14 protein-coding genes are annotated in these 17645 nt (G+C 70.2%); 13 read left to right on the top strand and 1 reads right to left on the bottom strand.

The window, feature by feature from the left end; translation table 11 throughout:
• Window positions 1-87 precede the first annotated feature (87 nt).
• From ACIQM3_RS06195 to cimA, 7 genes are all read left to right on the top strand, one after another.
• Window positions 88-1131, top strand: a complete 1044-nt coding sequence (locus ACIQM3_RS06195) for a 3-isopropylmalate dehydrogenase (protein ID WP_401619404.1) — start codon at window positions 88-90, stop codon at window positions 1129-1131.
• Between the two features lie 294 nt (window positions 1132-1425).
• Entirely contained in the window at window positions 1426-2529 is a 1104-nt protein-coding gene (locus ACIQM3_RS06200) for a branched-chain amino acid aminotransferase (protein ID WP_401619407.1), read from the top strand.
• 121 nt (window positions 2530-2650) lie between these two features.
• The gene (ureA, locus tag ACIQM3_RS06205) at window positions 2651-3340 is read left to right on the top strand and encodes an urease subunit gamma (protein WP_401619410.1); all 690 of its coding nucleotides are present in this window, start codon (window positions 2651-2653) and stop codon (window positions 3338-3340) included.
• Window positions 3340-5022 carry an urease subunit alpha gene (locus tag ACIQM3_RS06210; protein ID WP_401619413.1) on the top strand — a complete coding sequence of 561 codons (1683 nt, stop codon included), beginning with the start codon at window positions 3340-3342 and terminating at the stop codon, window positions 5020-5022. Before ureA ends, ACIQM3_RS06210 begins: the two co-directional genes overlap by 1 nt.
• A gap of 8 nt (window positions 5023-5030) precedes the next feature.
• On the top strand, window positions 5031-6047 hold the full coding sequence (locus ACIQM3_RS06215) for an agmatine/peptidylarginine deiminase (protein WP_401619416.1): 1017 nt from the start codon (window positions 5031-5033) through the stop codon (window positions 6045-6047).
• A 3-nt stretch (window positions 6048-6050) separates the two neighbouring features.
• Window positions 6051-6695 (top strand): TetR/AcrR family transcriptional regulator, encoded by a 645-nt coding sequence (locus tag ACIQM3_RS06220; RefSeq protein ID WP_401619419.1) that lies wholly within the window; start codon window positions 6051-6053, stop codon window positions 6693-6695.
• A 278-nt stretch (window positions 6696-6973) separates the two neighbouring features.
• Window positions 6974-8581, top strand: a complete 1608-nt coding sequence (gene cimA / locus ACIQM3_RS06225) for a citramalate synthase (protein WP_401619422.1) — start codon at window positions 6974-6976, stop codon at window positions 8579-8581.
• A gap of 9 nt (window positions 8582-8590) precedes the next feature.
• Here the strand turns inward: cimA and ACIQM3_RS06230 are convergent, their stop codons facing one another.
• Window positions 8591-10459: a lectin gene (locus tag ACIQM3_RS06230; protein ID WP_401619425.1), complete on the bottom strand. Its 1869-nt coding sequence runs from the start codon at window positions 10457-10459 to the stop codon at window positions 8591-8593.
• Between the two features lie 290 nt (window positions 10460-10749).
• On the opposite strand from ACIQM3_RS06230, the gene ACIQM3_RS06235 reads away from it, so the two are divergent.
• The 6 genes from ACIQM3_RS06235 to ACIQM3_RS06260 all read left to right on the top strand — a co-directional run bounded on the left by ACIQM3_RS06235 (window position 10750) and on the right by ACIQM3_RS06260 (window position 17637).
• The gene (locus tag ACIQM3_RS06235) at window positions 10750-11724 is read left to right on the top strand and encodes a LacI family DNA-binding transcriptional regulator (RefSeq protein ID WP_401619428.1); all 975 of its coding nucleotides are present in this window, start codon (window positions 10750-10752) and stop codon (window positions 11722-11724) included.
• Between the two features lie 134 nt (window positions 11725-11858).
• Window positions 11859-13538 carry an ABC transporter substrate-binding protein gene (locus tag ACIQM3_RS06240; RefSeq protein ID WP_401619431.1) on the top strand — a complete coding sequence of 560 codons (1680 nt, stop codon included), beginning with the start codon at window positions 11859-11861 and terminating at the stop codon, window positions 13536-13538.
• A gap of 19 nt (window positions 13539-13557) precedes the next feature.
• The gene (locus ACIQM3_RS06245; protein ID WP_401619434.1) at window positions 13558-14616 is read left to right on the top strand and encodes an ABC transporter ATP-binding protein; all 1059 of its coding nucleotides are present in this window, start codon (window positions 13558-13560) and stop codon (window positions 14614-14616) included.
• Window positions 14613-15593, top strand: coding sequence for an ABC transporter permease (locus ACIQM3_RS06250; RefSeq protein WP_401619437.1), 981 nt, complete (start codon window positions 14613-14615; stop codon window positions 15591-15593). The genes ACIQM3_RS06245 and ACIQM3_RS06250 overlap by 4 nt, the downstream gene beginning before the upstream one ends.
• Window positions 15594-15598: 5 nt before the next feature.
• The gene (locus ACIQM3_RS06255) at window positions 15599-16654 is read left to right on the top strand and encodes an ABC transporter permease (RefSeq protein WP_401620026.1); all 1056 of its coding nucleotides are present in this window, start codon (window positions 15599-15601) and stop codon (window positions 16652-16654) included.
• Window positions 16651-17637, top strand: a complete 987-nt coding sequence (locus ACIQM3_RS06260; protein WP_401619440.1) for an ABC transporter ATP-binding protein — start codon at window positions 16651-16653, stop codon at window positions 17635-17637. The genes ACIQM3_RS06255 and ACIQM3_RS06260 overlap by 4 nt, the downstream gene beginning before the upstream one ends.
• Window positions 17638-17645: the final 8 nt, after the last annotated feature.

A 17645-nucleotide genomic window follows, 5' to 3' on the forward strand; every position in this document is an offset into this window, starting at 1 on the left:
ATGGCATCCGTCCCCCGCGGGGGACACGCGATGTCCGTATCGTGGACGTCGAATGTCATGGGGTGGGACGGAAGCTAGGGTGCCTGTATGTCTCGCAGCATCGATCTCGCAGTGATCCCCGGCGACGGTATCGGCCAGGAGGTCGTCACCCAGGGCCTCAAGGTTCTCAACGCTGTTCTCCCGCAGGATGTGAAGCTGGAGACCAAGGAGTACGACCTCGGCGCCCAGCGATGGCACCGCACCGGTGAGACCCTCCCCGACGCGGAGCTCGAGGCCCTCAAGGGTCACGACGCCATCCTGCTCGGCGCCATCGGTGACCCGTCCGTGCCGTCGGGCGTGCTGGAGCGCGGGCTGCTGCTGAAGCTGCGCTTCGCCTTCGACCACTTCATCAACCTGCGGCCGTCGAAGCTCTTCCCGAACACCGCCACGCCGCTGGCCGGCCGTCCCGAGATCGACTTCGTCGTCGTCCGCGAGGGAACCGAGGGCCCGTACACGGGCAACGGCGGTTCCCTGCGCACGGGCACGGAGCACGAGGTCGCCACCGAGGTCAGCGTCAACACCGCCTACGGCGTCGAGCGCGTCGTGCGCGACGCCTTCGCGCGCGCCGCGGCCCGCCCGCGCAAGAAGCTGACGCTGGTCCACAAGAACAACGTCCTCGTGTACGCCGGCCACCTGTGGAAGAACACCTTCGACAATGTCGCGGCCGAGTTCCCCGAGGTCACCACCGACTACCTGCACGTCGACGCCGCGACGATCTTCTTCGTCACCCAGCCGGAGCGCTTCGACGTCATCGTCACCGACAACCTCTTCGGTGACATCCTCACCGACCTGGCCGCAGCCGTGACCGGCGGCATCGGCCTGGCCGCGTCCGGCAACATCAACCCGACGGGCGCCTTCCCGTCCATGTTCGAGCCGGTGCACGGCACCGCGCCCGACATCGCGGGCCAGGGCAAGGCCGACCCGACGGCCACGATCCTCTCCGTCGCCCTCCTGCTGCGCCACCTCGGCTACGAGGCCGAGGCCGTGCGCATCGAGGAGGCCGTCTCCGCCGACCTCGCGGAGCGTGACGGACAGAACGCACGTACCACCGACGAGATCGGCGACGCGCTCGCGGTACGCGTAGCGAGCTGACCCGACGTCTCCACTTCGAAGCCGCCGGGTCGCAACCGCACCCGGCGGCTTCTTCTCGCGGTCTCCGGGTGCCACCATCGACCCCTGGACCGCGTTTTCGCGTCGCGTGAGCGTCGCCGTGAACGTCACCGCAATCGCATCATTTCGTGCACAGCCGCCCCCGGGAGATAATCGAACGCGGGACCGCGGCGCGCGGTAGAGCTCGGACGTCCTACAACCTGCCCGGCGGCTGCCGGGCAGGAGCGGGCGTGAGCGCGGTCCATCACACACAAGACCGGTGAAGGACACGCACTCATGACGACGCCCACGATCGAGCTCAAGCCCTCCTCGCACCCGCTGTCCGACGCGGAGCGCGCGGCGGCCATGGCCAACCCCGGGTTCGGCCGGTACTTCACCGACCACATGGTGACGATCAGCTGGACCGAGGGCCGCGGCTGGCACGACGCGCAGCTCGTGCCGTACGGCCCGCTGTCGCTCGACCCGGCCAACATGACCCTGCACTACGGGCAGGAGATCTTCGAGGGCCTCAAGGCCTACCGGCAGCCCGACGGATCGGTCGCCACCTTCCGCCCCGAGGCCAACGCCGCCCGCTTCCAGCGGTCCGCCGCCCGCATGGCGATGCCGGAGCTGCCCGTCGAGACCTTCATCGAGGCCTGTGACGTCCTGGTCCGGCAGGATCAGGCCTGGGTCCCGCCGCACGGCGGCGAGGAGTCCCTCTACCTGCGCCCGTTCATGATCGCCGCCGAGGTGGGCCTCGGGGTCCGCCCCGCCAACGAGTACCTCTTCGTCGTCATCGCCTCTCCCGCCGGCGCCTACTTCCCCGGCGGTGTGCAGCCGGTCTCGATCTGGCTCTCCCAGGACCGGGTGCGGGCCGTCCCCGGCGGGGTCGGCGACGCCAAGACCGGCGGCAACTACGCCGCGTCCCTCCTCGCCCAGGCCGAGGCGGCTGAGCAGGGCTGCGACCAGGTCGCCTACCTCGACGCGGTCGAGCACAAGTGGGTCGAGGAGCTCGGCGGCATGAACCTCTACTTCGTGTACGGACAGGAGGACGGCGGCAAGCGGATCGTCACCCCCTCCCTCACCGGGTCGCTGCTCGCCGGGATCACCCGCGACTCCCTCCTCACCGTGGCCCGTGACCTCGGTTACGCCTCCGAGGAGAGCCGCGTCTCCATCGACCAGTGGCGCACGGACACCGAGAACGGCACCCTCACCGAGGTCTTCGCCTGCGGCACCGCGGCCGTCATCACGCCCGTCGGCACCGTGAAGTCCGCAGGCGGCGAGTGGACCCAGGGCGACGGCACCCCCGGCGAGGTCACCATGAAGCTGCGGGACCGTCTGCTGGACATCCAGCGCGGCACCGCCGAGGACACGCACGGCTGGATGCACGAGCTCGGCTAGTCGTCCGCCGTACCCACGAGAAGGCCGCGCCCACCAGGGGCGCGGCCTTTGTCGTCCCCCGAGTTTTGAGCGCCGCTCAAAACATGGTTAGAGTGCTGCTCCAACCAGGAGGTGCCGTGACGTGCGACTGACCCCGACCGAACGCGACCGGCTGCTGCTCTTCGGCGCGGCCGAGCTGGCCAGGGCCCGGCGCGCCCGTGGTCTGCGGCTCAACGTGCCCGAAGCGACCGCCCTGATCGCGGACACCGTCTGCGAGGCGGCCAGGGACGGACGCAGGCTGGCCGAGGCGATCGAGGCCGCCCGTGCCGTGCTCGGGCCGGACGACGTGCTGCCGGGCGTTGCCGACGTCGTCACCGAGGTCCAGGTGGAGGCGGTGTTCGACGACGGGTCCCGGCTCGCCGTCGTCAGCGGCCCCCTCGACGGCGGGACTCTCGGCGACGACGCCCCCGGCGCGCTCCTCCCCGGCCCCGCGACGCCCGGGCCGGAGCCCGCCGTGCGGCTCACCGTCCGTAACACCGCGACCGTCCCGGTCAGCGTGACGTCGCACTTCCACTTCTTCGAGTCCAACCCCCGGCTCCACTTCGACCGCGCGGCGGCGTACGGGATGCGGCTGGGCGTACCGGCCGGCTCCTCCGTCCGCTTCGGCCCGGGGGAGACCGCCGAGGCCGCACTCGTCCCCATCGGCGGCGACCGGATCGCGATCGGCTTCGCCGGGCTCGTCGACGGACCGCTCGACGCGCCGGGCGCCAAGGAGGAGGCGCTGCGCAGAGCGGCGGCCTGCGGCTACCTCGGAGCGGGGGAGAGGGAGTGATGGACCCGTACGAATACGCCTCCGTGCACGGGCCGCGCGCCGGGGACCGGATCAGGCTCGGCGACTCCGGGCTGACCGTCCGTGTGGAGTCCGACGCCCAGAAGCAGGGCGACGAGTTCCTGGCAGGCTTCGGCAAGACGGCCCGGGACGGCCTGCACCTCAAGGCCGCCGCCGTCCGGGAGACCTGCGACGTCGTCATCAGCAACGTCCTGGTCATCGATGCCGTGCTCGGCATCCGGAAGGTCTCGATCGGCATCCGCGAGGGCCGCATCGCCGCGATCGGTCGGGCCGGCAATCCGGACACCGTCGACGGCGTCGACGTGGTCGTCGGCACGGGCACCACCATCGTCTCGGGCGAGGGCCTGATCGCGACGGCGGGCGCCGTGGACCCCCATGTCCATCTGCTCTCCCCGCGCATCATGGAGGCGTCCCTGGCCTCCGGCGTCACCACGATCATCGGCCAGGAGTTCGGCCCGGTCTGGGGCGTGGGCGTCAACTCCCCGTGGGCCCTGCGCCACGCCTTCAACGCCTTCGACGCCTGGCCCGTCAACATCGGTTTCCTGGGCCGCGGTTCGTCCTCCCACGAGGCGCCGCTGGTCGAGGCGCTCGCCGAGGGAGGCGCCTGCGGCTTCAAGGTCCACGAGGACATGGGCGCCCACACCCGCGCCCTGGACACCGCGCTGCGGGTCGCCGAGGATCACGACGTCCAGGTCGCCCTGCACAGCGACGGGCTGAACGAGTGCCTGTCCGTCGAGGACACCCTGAGTGTGCTCGAAGGCCGTACGATCCACGCCTTCCACATCGAGGGATGCGGCGGCGGGCACGTGCCCAACGTGCTGAAGATGGCCGGCGTCCCCAATGTCATCGGGTCCTCCACGAACCCGACGCTCCCCTTCGGCCGGGACGCTGTCGCCGAGCACTACGGGATGATCGTCTCCGTCCACGACCTCAAGACCGACCTCCCCGGCGACGCCGCGATGGCCCGCGACCGGATCAGGGCGGGCACGATGGGCGCCGAGGACGTGCTGCACGACCTGGGCGCCATCGGGATCACCTCCTCCGACGCGCAGGGCATGGGCCGGGCCGGTGAGACCGTGCGCCGCACCTTCGCCATGGCCGCGAAGATGAAGGCCGAGCTCGGCCCGATGGAGGGCGACGGGCCTGGTGACGACAACGGGCGTGTGCTGCGCTACATCGCCAAGCTCACGGTCAACCCGGCCATCGCCCACGGTCTGTCGCACGAGGTCGGCTCCATCGAGACGGGCAAGCTCGCCGACATCGTCCTCTGGCGCCCCGAGTTCTTCGGTGCGAAGCCCCAGCTGGTCCTGAAGTCCGGCTTCCCCGCCTACGGAGTCACGGGCGACCCCAACGCCGCCACCGACACCTGCGAACCCCTTGTCCTGGGACCGCAGTTCGGCGCGTACGGGGCCACGGCAGCTGACCTCTCCGTCGCCTTCGTCGCCGAGGCCGCCACCCAGCTGGGCGCCGACCTCATGCCCACCCGCCGCCGCAGGGTCGCGGTCCGTGGCACACGCTCCATCGGACCGGCGGACCTGCGCCTCAACTCCCGTACCGGGACAGTCGGCGTGGACGGCGAGACCGGCCTCGTCACCCTCGACGGCGACCCTCTGCGCTCACCGGCCGCCGAATCCGTCTCCCTCAACCGCCTCTACTTTCTCTAGGACCCGCCATGACCTTCCGTATGCCGCCCGAGTGGGCCCCCCACGAGCGCACCTGGATGGCCTGGCCGGGCCCCAACCCCACCTTCGCCACCGGCGCCGAGCTCGACGAGGCCCGCCGGGCCTGGGCCGGCGTCGCCCGCGCCGTACGCCGCTTCGAACCCGTCACCGTGATCGTCGGGCCGGGCCAGGAGGACAGCGCCCGGGAGCTCCTCGGCCCGGACATCGAGACGGCCGTACGTCCCCTCGACGACGCGTGGATGCGCGACATCGGCCCCACGTTCGTCACCGACGGCCGGCGACTCGCCGCTGTGGACTGGACGTTCAACGGCTGGGGCGCCCAGGGGTGGGCCCGCTGGGAGCACGACCGGCACATCGCGCGGGCCGTCGCCGACCTCGCCGGCGTCCCCGTGCACAGCTCACCCCTGGTCAACGAGGGCGGCGCGATCCACGTGGACGGCGAAGGCACCGTGCTGCTCACCGAAACCGTCCAGCTGGGCAAGGAGCGCAACCCCGGCTGGACCCGGCAGGCCGTCGAGGACGAGATCCACGCCCGCCTCGGCACCGAGAAGGCGATCTGGCTGCCCCGGGGCCTGGCCGGGGACTACGGAACGTACGGCACCCTCGGCCATGTCGACATCGTCGCCGCCTTCGCCCGCCCGGGGGTCGTCGTCGCCCACGTCCAGCCGGACCCCTCCCACCCGGACCACGGGATCACCCGTGAGACCGTCCGGATCCTGCGGGCCGCCACGGACGCCCGGGGCCGCCCGCTGGAGGTCGTGGAGGTCCTCGCCCCCACGGCGCTCACCGACGCCGACGGCGCGTGGGCCGACTACTCCTACATCAACCACTACCTCTGCAACGGCGGAGTGGTCCTCTGCGCCTTCGACGACCCGAGGGACGAGGAGGCGGCGGCCGTCTTCGGCGACCTCTTCCCCGACCGTACGGTGACACCCGTCGACGCCCGTACGATCTTTGCCGGTGGTGGAGGCATCCACTGCATCACGCAGCAACAGCCCAGGATCTGAACCGTGCCCAGTACCCCGCGCCGTCGCAACATCGCCCCGCCCAGGGAGGACGTGCTCGCCGCCGTCATGGCCACCGTCGCCGAGCGTGGGCTCGACGGGCTCACCATGGCGGGGCTCGGCCGGGAGGTGCGGATGAGCAGCGGCCACCTCCTCTACTACTTCCGCACCAAGGACGAGCTGCTGCTGCAGACCCTGGAGTGGAGCGAGGCACGGCTCGGCGTTGAACGCCGGGCCCTGCTCACCGGGCCCGGCACCGCACGCGAGCGGCTCGACGCCTACATCGCGCTGTACGTCCCCGACGGCCATCGCGACCCGCACTGGACGCTCTGGCTGGAGGTCTGGAACCGCTCGCAGGGCGCCGACGACGACGCCCGCGCCCGGCAGGCCGCCATCGAGGACGCCTGGCACCGCGACCTCACGGAGCTGCTGGCCGACGGCATCGCGCGCGGCGAGTTCCGCGCCGTCGACACCGACCGGGCCGCCACCCGCCTGCGGGCCCTGCTGGACGGCTTCAGCGTCCATGTCACCGTCGGCATCCCCGGCACCGGACGGGAACAGGTCCTGGACCAGATGCGCAGATATACGGACGAGACGCTCGCACCTCCCGCGCCGGCCGCCCCTGCGACGGACATCACGCCCGCATCCTGAGACGGGCCGGGACCAGGGAGTGCCGCTGTGCCAGACTGCGGGCGTGTCCTCGTTCGCCATGATTATCGGCAGCAGGCGCGCCGGTCCGCAGTGACCGTCCCGTACCACCATGTACGGAACGGACATCGTGCCCCAGACCCGCGCGCAGACCTCTCGCACCCGCGAGGGGTTTTTTCGTTTTCCGGCCCACACCACGGCCGGGGCGAGGCACGCGAGATGATGGGGGCAAGTGGAGCCGATTCGTCCGGATCCGCTCACCCGACAGGAGTCAGATCAGCATGACCACCAAGGCCACGGCCCCCGACGACACCTTCCATGTCTTCGACACCACCCTGCGCGACGGTGCGCAGCGTGAAGGCATCAACCTGACGGTCGCGGACAAGCTGACCATTGCCCGGCATCTGGACGACTTCGGCGTGGGCTTCATCGAGGGCGGCTGGCCCGGCGCCAACCCCCGCGACACCGAGTTCTTCGCTCGCGCCCAGCAGGAGATCGACTTCGAGCACGCCCAGCTCGTCGCCTTCGGCGCCACCCGCCGGGCCGGCGGCAAGGCCGCCGAGGACCCGCAGGTACAGGCGCTCCTGGACTCCGGCGCCCCCGTCGTCACGCTGGTCGCCAAGTCCCACGACCGCCATGTGGAACTGGCCCTGCGCACCACCCTGGACGAGAACCTGGAGATGGTCCGCGACACCGTCAGCCACCTCCGGGAGCAGGGCCGCCGGGTCTTCGTCGACTGCGAGCACTTCTTCGACGGCTACCGAGCCAACCCGGAGTACGCCAAGGCGGTCGTGCGCACCGCCCACGAGGCCGGCGCCGACGTGGTCATCCTCTGCGACACCAACGGCGGGATGCTCCCCGCCCAGGTGCAGGCCGTCGTCTCCACCGTCCTCGCCGACACCGGCGCCCGGCTCGGCATCCACGCCCAGGACGACACGGGCTGCGCCGTCGCCAACACCCTGGCCGCCGTCGACGCGGGCGCCACCCACGTGCAGTGCACCGCCAACGGTTACGGCGAGCGGGTCGGCAACGCCAACCTCTTCCCCGTCGTCGCCGCGCTGGAACTCAAGTACGGCAAGACCGTCCTGCACGAGGGCGCGCTCGCCGAGATGACCCGTATCTCCCACGCCATCGCCGAGGTCGTCAACCTCACGCCCTCCACCCACCAGCCGTACGTCGGTGTCTCCGCCTTCGCGCACAAGGCAGGGCTGCACGCCTCCGCGATCAAGGTCGACCCGGACCTCTACCAGCACATCGACCCGGAGCACGTCGGCAACACCATGCGGATGCTGGTCTCCGACATGGCGGGCCGTGCCTCCATCGAGCTCAAGGGCAAGGAGCTCGGCATCGACCTGGGGGGCGACCGCGCACTCGTCCAACGGGTCGTCGAGCGGGTCAAGGAGCGCGAGCTCAGGGGCTACACCTACGAGGCTGCCGACGCCTCCTTCGAGCTGCTGCTGCGTTCGGAGGTCGACGGCAGGCCCCGCCGTTACTTCCGCGTCGAGTCCTGGCGGGCCATCGTCGAGGACCGCCCCGACGGCACCCACGCCAACGAGGCGACCGTGAAGCTCTGGGCCAAGGGCGAGCGCATCGTCGCCACCGCCGAGGGCAACGGCCCGGTCAACGCCCTGGACCGGGCGCTCCGGGTCGGCCTGGAACGCATCTATCCGCAGCTCGCCAAGCTGGAGCTGGTCGACTACAAGGTCCGCATCCTGGAAGGCCGCACCGGCTCCGACTCCACCACCCGGGTGCTGATCACCACGGGCGATGGATCCGGTGACTGGGCGACGGTCGGCGTGGCCGAGAACGTCATCGCCGCGTCCTGGCAGGCCCTGGAGGACGCCTACACGTACGGCCTGCTGCGTGCGGGCGTCGAGCCGACCGACTGACGGAGAGCCCTACTGGAGCCGCCACTTCTGGTTGGCGGCTCCGGTGCAGCTCCAGATCTGGACGCGGGCGCCGTTCGCCGAGGACTGATCGGTCACGTCGAGGCACTTGTCCGCCGCCGTGTTGACCACGTCCCCCGTCGACGCGTCGTACGTCCAGCGTTGCGCGCCCGAGCCGTTGCAGGTGTACAGCTGGACCTTTGCTCCGTCGGCCGTGGAACCCGAGGTGACGTCGAGGCAGGCGCCGAGCACCTTGATGCTTCCGTCGCCGCCGACCGTCCAGCGCTGGTTGGCCGCGCCGGTGCAGTCCCAGATCTGGACGGGGGTTCCGTCGGCGCCGGTGTTGCCTGTGGCGTCCAGGCACTTGCCGCCGGTGCCCGCGAGGGCGCCACTGCTGCCCGAGGAGCCCGACTGGGTGCCCGACCAGGTGAACGTGGCCGAGGTGCGGCCGGGCAGCGAGTAGGTGAACCTCTGCCCGCCCCAGTTGACGGTGACCTGCTGGGCGGACGCCGAACCGTTGTACGCGATCAGGGCCTTCGAACCGTCCTGGTTGCGCCAGGCCACGTTGGGCACGGCCGAGCTGCCCGTGGAGGCGATACGGGATGCGCCGGGCCGGACGTACTTCGTCAGGTGGCCCATCGTGTAGTACTCGACCGTGTAGTCGACCTGGCCGTGCCTGCTGTCCCCGTTGTGCACGGTGACCAGCCCGTCGCAGGTGCCGCAGCCGCCGTTGTGCGGGCCCCGGTTCTGGTCGACGGCCAGCGACCACTTGGTCACCGACTTCGCCCAGTTGCGGGTGTAGTCGATGATGTTCAGCATGTCCTCGCGCTGCTGGTCGGCGATCCACGTGCCGCCCGAGTGCTCGGTCTGGAAGGCGTCCAGTCCCGGGTACCGGTTGTGCACGGCCGTCTGCTTGGCGATGTCACCGCCGTACCCGTGCCAGGCGATCCCGCCGAAGTTCGGGTGGCTGCGCACCGCCGCGTCGTCGACCGTCGCGGCGGCGTACGCGTCGTAGGTGTCCCAGTTCCAGTCGTGCGCCAGCACCTTGGTGGCCAGGCCCGCCGACTGGAGCTTCGGCAGCAGCTCGCTCTTGGTGAAGTAGGCCAGCCCGGAGCCGTTCCAGCTCATCGACGGATAGCCGGAGCAGCAGGTCGGCTCGTTCTGCGCGGTGACGTAGTCGACCGGGACGCCCTGGTCCTTCCAGGCCTGGAGGTACTTCACGAAGTAGTTCGCGTAAGCGCCGTAGTTCTCGGCCTTCAGCCAGCCGCCGTTGAGCTGTCCGCTGTCCTTCATCCAGGCCGGCGCGGTCCACGGGGAGGCGACCGTCGTGAGGGCCGGGTTGAGCTGCTTGGCCTGTTCGGTGAGCGGCAGCACGTCCTGCAGATCGTGTGCGATCGAGAAGTTGGCGAGGCTCGGGTCCGTCTGACCGGCCGGCATGTCGTCGTAGGTGTAGCCGAACCGCGCCAGGTCGGAACCGCCCATGGGATTGCGTACGAACGAGAGCCCGATGCCCTCCGTGGGGGAGAAGAGCTTCTTCATCGTCTCGTCGCGGGTCGCCTGGCTCAGCGCCCCGCTGCCCTTCATCAGCCAGGCCGCCGTGTCCGTGAACGAGGCGCCGCCGCCGGTGAAGGTCTGGTAGCGCGTGTTCTCGTCGACGGTGATGTTCGTGCCGGAGCCGCCGTTGCCGGAACCGAAGGCGATCGGCGTCTGCGGCTGGAGACCCCGGGTGACATGACGTCCGCCGGAGTCGTCCGTGGTGGTCAGCACGATGTTCACGGTCTCACCGGCGGCCTGTGCGGTACCGGAGGAGAGTCCGGCCAGTCCCGCGGTCGCGAGCGCCGTCGCGACGAGGACTCTCACCGCTCTGCTTGTCCGAATCATGGGCTGCTGCCTTTCTCGGCAGGGGCGTGGGGGAAGTGCCGTCGAACGAGCCGTGAGTGAACTGCTCTTACGTGTTCGCGTCAAGACCTTCGTTCGTTCAAGAAGTGAACCGAAGGCTCGCCGGACCTGCTTCGATCATGGGTACGGACCAATGTCGGCGTGAAGTATTGACGCCCCTGTTCCGGCGCGGTTAACTCCAGCCGCAACGCCGGTACCGGTTCCGGTACCGGTTACGGAACCGGTACCGAAGCCCACGCCACCCCTGTCCTGCCTTGTCCCTGGAGGCCCCGTTGCGTGTCACCATCGCCGATGTCGCCCGTGAGGCCGGCGTCAGCAAGACGACTGTGTCACGGGTCATCAACCTCAAGGGCGAAGTGGACGGTTCGACCGCTGCCCGCGTTCGTGAAGTGATCGCTGACCTCGGCTACGTACCCAGCTCCGGCGCCGTCGGGCTGGCACGCGGCCGCAGCCGTACGGTCGGCCTGCTGGTGCCCTCGTTCACCTGGCCCTGGATGGGTGAGGTGCTCCAGGGGATCGTCGACACGGTCGAGGCCGCCGACTACGGGCTCCTGCTCTTCACGTGCACCCGGGGCGCGCGGTCCGTCGAGCGCTTCACCACCCAGGTGTCGGCGCGCGCCTTCGACGGGCTCGTCGTCGTCGAACCGGAGAACACGCTCGACCAGCTCACCGCACTCCACCGGTCCGGTCTGCCGATCGTCCTGATCGACGACCGGGGCCACCACCCGGAATTCCCCTCCGTCGTGACCACCAATCACGAGGGGGGCGCGTCCGCCGCCCGCCATCTGCGGGACGGGGGGCGCACCAGGCCCCTGGTCGTCACCGGACCGCGGCACTTCGGCTGCGTCCGCGACCGGCTCGCGGGCTTCCGTTCGGTCCTGCCCACCGACCTGGTCGTGGACGGGGACTTCACCGAACACCGCGGCCGTCTCGCCGTGGAGGAACTCCTCGCGGCCGGCACGGAGTTCGACTCGGTCTTCGCCCACAACGACATCACCGCGACCGGGGTCCTGCGCGCCCTGAGAGCCGCCGGCCGCCGCGTACCCGACGACATCGCGGTGGTCGGCTTCGACGACATCCCGATGGCCGAACACACCGAACCACCGCTGACCACCGTGCATCAGCCCACGCGGCAGATGGGCGAGGCGGCGGCGAGCCTGCTGCTCTCCCACCTCGGCGGCACCGCCGTACCGGCCGGACCGGTCGTGCTGCCCACCGAACTGGTCGTGCGCCACTCGGCGCCGTAACGGACCCGGCCCCGCCGGACACCCGTCCGCATCCCCGAACCAGCCGCACCCGCACACGCCTCACCCGCACCCCGCGCGTCCAGCGCTGCCACCACCGCCGGATCTCCCAGACCCGCAGTCCTCCTGGAGTCGCCATGTCCGTACGCCGTCGTCACACTCTGAGAGCGCTCTCAGTCGCCACCGCCGTGGTCGCGCTCGCCGCCGGCTGCTCGTCCGCCAACTCGGGTGCCAACAAGGGGGGCGGGGCCGGCGCGTCCGGTGTCCTGACCCTCGGCAAACCGGACGGACCGCAGACGAACAACAGCAACCCGTTCCTCGCGACCTCGGCGAGCGCCACCCTCGGCTACCGCTTCATGATCTACGAGCCGCTGGCGATGACGAACCAGATCCGCCCCACCGACAAGGCGGATCCGTGGCTGGCGACCGCGTGGGACTGGGAGGCCAACTTCACCAAGGTCACCTTCACCCTGGACGACCGGGCCAAGTGGGCCGACGGCAAGCCGCTGACCGCCGAAGACGTCGCGTTCACCTTCGAGCTGCTCAAGAAGCACCCGGCGCTCAACGGCAACGGCATCCCGTACGACGGCGTCACCGTCGAGGGCAAGAAGGTCGTCCTGACCTTCAAGGACTCCCAGTTCGTCAACCAGAACAAGATCATCACGACGTACGTCGTGCCCAAGCACATCTGGGAGAAGGTCGAGAACCCCGAGACCTGGCCCAACCGCACCCCGGTCGGCTCCGGCCCGTACAAGCTGAAGACCTTCACCCCGCAGACCACCACCCTGACCGCCACGCCCACCTACTGGAAGGGCGAGACCAAGGTCAAGGAGCTGCGCTACAGCACGTACAACGACAACAGCGCCGCGACCACGGCCCTGGCGAACGGCAAGCTCGAGTGGTCGTTCGTCTTCATGCCGAACTACAAGCAGCTGTACGTCGCCAAGGACCCGAAGAACCACAAGCTCTGGTTCCCCTCCGGGCTCGGCATCCACGGGCTGTGGTTCAACACCGCCCGCAAGCCGTTCGACAACCCGGCCCTGCGCAAGGCGATGGCCATGGTCGTCGACCGCAAGGCGATCCACGTGCAGGCCCAGGCGACCCTCTACCCGGAGATCAGCAACCCGACCGGCATCCCGCTGCCCGCCGGTGACCCGTTCCTCGCGCCGGAGTACAAGAGCGCCACCACCGAACCCGACGTGGACGGTGCCAAGGCGCTCCTCAAGGACGCCGGGTTCCAGCTCAGCGGCGGTGTCCTCAAGGACCCCAACGGGAAGCCGGTGGAGCTGACTTTCACCGACCCGGCCGGCTGGAACGACTACATCACCGGGCTCTCGATCATCAAGGACAACATCAAGCAGCTCGGCATCGAGGCCAAGGTCAAGACGCAGACCGCCGAGGCGTGGACCAACGACGTCGCCGCCGGCAACTTCGACGCCACCCTGCACTGGACCAACAGCGGCGCCACTCCGTACGACATGTACCAGAACATCATGGACGGGGCGATCCTCCAGCCCATCGGCAAGCCCTCCCAGCTCGGCAACTTCGGCCGCTTCAAGAGCCCCGAGGCCACCGCCGCGCTGAAGGAGTACGCCAACGCCACGGACGACCCCACGCGCACCAAGGCGATGAACGCCCTCCAGAAGATCATGGTCGAGCAGGCCCCGCTCATCCCGACGGCAGCGGCCCCCATCGGCGCCGAGTACTCCACGAAGAACTGGGTGGGCTGGCCCACCGAGGAAGACCCGTACGCCGCCCCGCAGCACACCCAGCCCGACGCGCTGGAAGTCGTGCTGAACCTCAAGCCCGCCAAGTAAGTACGGGGAAGAACCGGCCATGACCACCGAACCACAGTCCGCAGACGTGCGCACCGCGACCGACGTGGTGCTCGAAGCACGCGGAGTCACCAAGCACTTCCCCGTACGGCGCACCGCCGGCGACCTCGTCGCCCGCAGACGCCGCACCGTCCACGCCGTCGACGACGTCTCGCTGAAGCTCCGGCGCGGCACCGTCACGGCCCTGGTGGGGGAGTCGGGCTCCGGAAAGTCCACCGTCGCACGGCTGCTCGCCCAGCTCTACCCGCTCACCGCGGGCGAGATCCAGCTGGGCGGCACGGCGGTGAAGGCCGGGCGTGGCCGGTCCTTCCGCAGATACGTCAAGCAGGTCCAGCTGATCTTCCAGGACCCGTTCGCCTCGCTCAACCCGGTGCACACCGTGCGCTACCACCTGACCCGCGCCCTGAAGATCCATGGCCGGGCGGGGAGCGGGGACGCGGAGCTGGAGACGAACCTGACGGCCCTGCTGGAACGCGTCCAGCTGACTCCTCCTCATCAGTTCCTGGACAAATTCCCGCACGAGCTGTCCGGAGGGCAGCGCCAGCGCGTCGCGATAGCGCGCGCGCTCGGCGCCGACCCCCAGGTGCTGCTCGCCGACGAACCGGTCTCGATGCTCGACGTGTCGATCCGGCTCGGCGTCCTCAACCTGCTGCGCGACCTCAAGGAGCGCCTGCACCTAGCGATCCTCTACATCACCCACGACATCGCGTCCGCCCGCTACTTCGCCGACACCACCCTGGTGATGTACGCCGGACGCATCGTCGAGGGCGGCGACAGCGAGCAGGTCACCCAGCACCCCGCGCACCCCTACACCCAGCTGCTGATCGCCTCCGCGCCCGATCCCGACCGGGTGGCGGACGAGGAGGCGCAGGAGGAGACCGGGAGCGGCGAGCCGCCCTCCCTGATCGCCCCGCCGGACGGCTGCCGCTTCCACCCCCGCTGCCCGAAGGCCATGGAGCGGTGCCGCACCGAACTGCCGCCCCGCTTCGACCTCGCGGACGGCCAGTGGGCCGCCTGCTGGCTGTACGACGGCACGACCGCCGAGGGAGCAGCGAAGTGAAGTACATCCTCCAGCGGATCGCCTTCTACGCGGTCACCGCGTGGGCCGCCATCACCATCAACTTCCTGATCCCGCGCCTGATGCCGGGCGACCCCGTCGACGCCCTGATGAGCCGCTACCAGGGGCAGCTCGACACCACGGCCATCGCCTCCCTGAAGGCGCTGTTCGGGCTCGACGAGAACCAGTCCATCTGGTCGCAGTACACCGACTACTGGTCCCACCTGCTCGACGGCGACCTCGGACTGTCCTTCACCTTCTTCCCGACCCCGGTCGGCGAGGTGATCTCCCAGTCGCTGCCCTGGACGCTCGCCCTGGTCGGCATCACCACCCTGATCAGCTTCCTGCTCGGCACCGGCATCGGCGTCTACAGCGGCTGGCGGCGCGGCTCCTGGCTCGACGGGCTGCTGCCCGTGACCACCTTCATCTCGGCCATCCCGTACTTCTGGCTCGGTCTCATCGCCATCGCCGTGTTCGCGGTGAAGTGGCAGATCTTCCCGGCCGCCGGAGGCTACGACAACTCCCTGGTCCCGGCCTTCGACTGGCCGTTCGTCTCCAGCGCGCTCTACCACGGGGTGCTGCCCGGCGTGACGATCGTGCTCAGCGCCATCGCCGGCTGGATCCTCGGGATGCGCAACATGATGGTGACCGTCTCCTCCGAGGACTACGTCATGGTGGCGCAGGCCAAGGGGCTGTCCGAGCGGCGCGTGATGTTCTCCTACGCCGCGCGCAACGCCGTCCTGCCCAACATCTCCGGCTTCGCCCTCTCGCTGGGCTTCATCGTCGGCGGCACCCTGCTGGTCGAGATGGTCTTCTCCTACCCGGGCATCGGCTACCAGTTGTTCCAGGCCGTCGGAGCCAAGGACTACCCGCTGATGCAGGGCGTCTTCCTGATCATCACGCTCTCCGTCCTCGCGGCGAACCTGCTGGCCGACATGGCCTACGCCCTCCTCGACCCCCGCACTCGTAAGGAGGCATGACGACTGTGTCCGTCACCGCCACCGACGTCGCCGTACTGGACGACCCGCCCACCCCCGCCGCGGCAGGCCGGGCCAGATTCCGCTTCCTCCGCGGCGGGAAGACCCGCACCGGGCTGCTGATCCTCGCCTTCTTCGTGATCCTCGCCGTGGCGGGCCCCTGGCTCGCCCCGTACGACCCGGACGCGATGAGCGACCAGCTGCTGCAACCGCCGTCCGCCGACCACTGGTTCGGCACGACGCAGACCGGGCAGGACGTCCTCTCGCAGATCCTGGTCGGCACCCGCGGCGTGCTGCTCGTCGGATTCCTCGCCGGCATCCTGGCGACCGTGCTGTCCGTGCTCATCGGGGTCAGCGCGGGGTTCCTCGGCGGAGCCGCCGACGAGATCCTCTCGATGCTCTCCAACATCTTCCTCGTCATCCCGGGCCTGCCGCTGATCATCATCATCGCGAGCTTCGTCGAGGACACCGGGGACATGCTGATCGCCGCCGTCATCGCCCTCACCTCCTGGGCCTGGGGCGCGCGCGTCCTGCGCGCCCAGACCCTGTCGCTCCGGCGCCGCGACTACGTGGAGGCGGCGCGGGCCACCGGCGAGTCCACCTGGCGGATCATCCTCTTCGAGGTCATGCCGAACCTCACGGCCGTCATCGCGTCCGGGTTCGTCGGCACCGTCATCTTCGCCGTCCTCTCGGAGATCACGCTCGCCTTCATCGGCGTCGCCGACATCTCCCACTGGAACTGGGGCACCGTGCTCTTCTGGGCCCAGTCCAACCAGGCCCTGGCCCAGGGCGCCTGGTGGTGGTTCGTGCCCGCCGGGCTGTGCATCGCCCTGCTGGGCACCGCCCTCTCGCTCATCAACTTCGGCATCGACGAGTTCGTCAACCCGCGCCTGCGCACCGCGACGGGCTCCTCCCGGAAGGTCCGGATGCGGGTCGGCTTCACCCCTGTGGCCCGCGCCACCGCGCCCGAGGAGACCGCGCCCGGCTTCACGCCGGTGGCCCGCGCCGCCGCGCCCGCCGCACCCGAGCCGCCCGGAACGCCCAGCAAGGAGCACAGCGCATGACCGCCGAGCCGATCCTCTCCATCAGCGGCCTGAACGTCGACTACGGCACGGGCGCGAACGGCGTCCGCGCCCTGCGGGACATCGACCTCACCCTGCACCGCGGCGAAGTCCTCGGCCTGGCGGGCGAGTCCGGCTCGGGAAAGTCCACCCTCGCCTACGCCGTCACCCGGCTGCTCTCCCCGCCCGGAGTGATCACCGGCGGGGACGTCCACTACCACCGGCCGGGCGGCGAGCCCGTCGACATCCTCTCCCTCACCCCGGACGAGCTGCGTGCCTTCCGCTGGCAGGAACTGTCGATCGTGTTCCAGGGGGCGATGAACTCGCTGAACCCCGTGCACACCGTCCACAGCCAGCTCACCGACGTACTCACCGCGCATCGCCCCGGCATGCGGGCCGCCGAGCGGACCGCGCGGGCCGAGGAACTGCTCAACCTCGTCGGCATCTCCGCCGACCGGCTCGCCGCCTATCCGCACCAGCTCTCCGGCGGCATGCGCCAGCGCGTGATGATCGCGATGGCGCTCGCACTGGAACCCGAGATCGTCATCATGGACGAGCCCACCACCGCGCTCGACGTGGTGATGCAGCGGCAGATCCTGCGCAAGCTGGTGGAACTGCGGGAGCGCCTCTCCTTCTCCGTCGTCTTCATCACCCACGACATCTCGCTGCTGATCGAGTTCTCCGACCGCATCGCGATCATGTACGGCGGCCGGATCGTGGAGCAGGCCGGCGCGGCCGAGATCTACCGCGACCCCCGCCACCCCTACAGCGAGGGCCTGCTCCACTCCTTCCCCGCGCTGCACGGCCCCCGCCGCGAGCTCACCGGCATCCCCGGCTCGCCCCCGCACCTCTCCGCGATGCCCACCGGCTGCGCCTTCCACCCCCGCTGCGGCAAGGCCTTCGAGCCGTGTGCCGAGCGGGTCCCGGCGCTCGCCCCGCCGGACGCCGGCCAGGACCGCGAGGTCGCCTGCTGGCTGCACCACTGACCGATCGC

The organism is Streptomyces sp. NPDC091271 (assembly GCF_044757505.1).
Taxonomy (GTDB): Bacteria; Actinomycetota; Actinomycetes; order Streptomycetales; family Streptomycetaceae; genus Streptomyces.

Bases quoted from the DNA above. Each gene is read 5' to 3' on its own strand.
- ACIQM3_RS06195 (WP_401619404.1), top strand. From the start codon at position 88: ATGTCTCGCAGCATCGATCTCGCAGTGATCCCCGGCGACGGTATCGGC.
- ACIQM3_RS06200 (WP_401619407.1), top strand. From the start codon at position 1,426: ATGACGACGCCCACGATCGAGCTCAAGCCCTCCTCGCACCCGCTGTCC.
- ACIQM3_RS06210 (WP_401619413.1), top strand. From the start codon at position 3,340: ATGGACCCGTACGAATACGCCTCCGTGCACGGGCCGCGCGCCGGGGAC.
- ACIQM3_RS06215 (WP_401619416.1), top strand. From the start codon at position 5,031: ATGACCTTCCGTATGCCGCCCGAGTGGGCCCCCCACGAGCGCACCTGG.
- cimA (WP_401619422.1), top strand. From the start codon at position 6,974: ATGACCACCAAGGCCACGGCCCCCGACGACACCTTCCATGTCTTCGAC.
- ACIQM3_RS06230 (WP_401619425.1), bottom strand. From the start codon at position 10,459: ATGATTCGGACAAGCAGAGCGGTGAGAGTCCTCGTCGCGACGGCGCTC.
- ACIQM3_RS06240 (WP_401619431.1), top strand. From the start codon at position 11,859: ATGTCCGTACGCCGTCGTCACACTCTGAGAGCGCTCTCAGTCGCCACC.
- ACIQM3_RS06245 (WP_401619434.1), top strand. From the start codon at position 13,558: ATGACCACCGAACCACAGTCCGCAGACGTGCGCACCGCGACCGACGTG.
- ACIQM3_RS06260 (WP_401619440.1), top strand. From the start codon at position 16,651: ATGACCGCCGAGCCGATCCTCTCCATCAGCGGCCTGAACGTCGACTAC.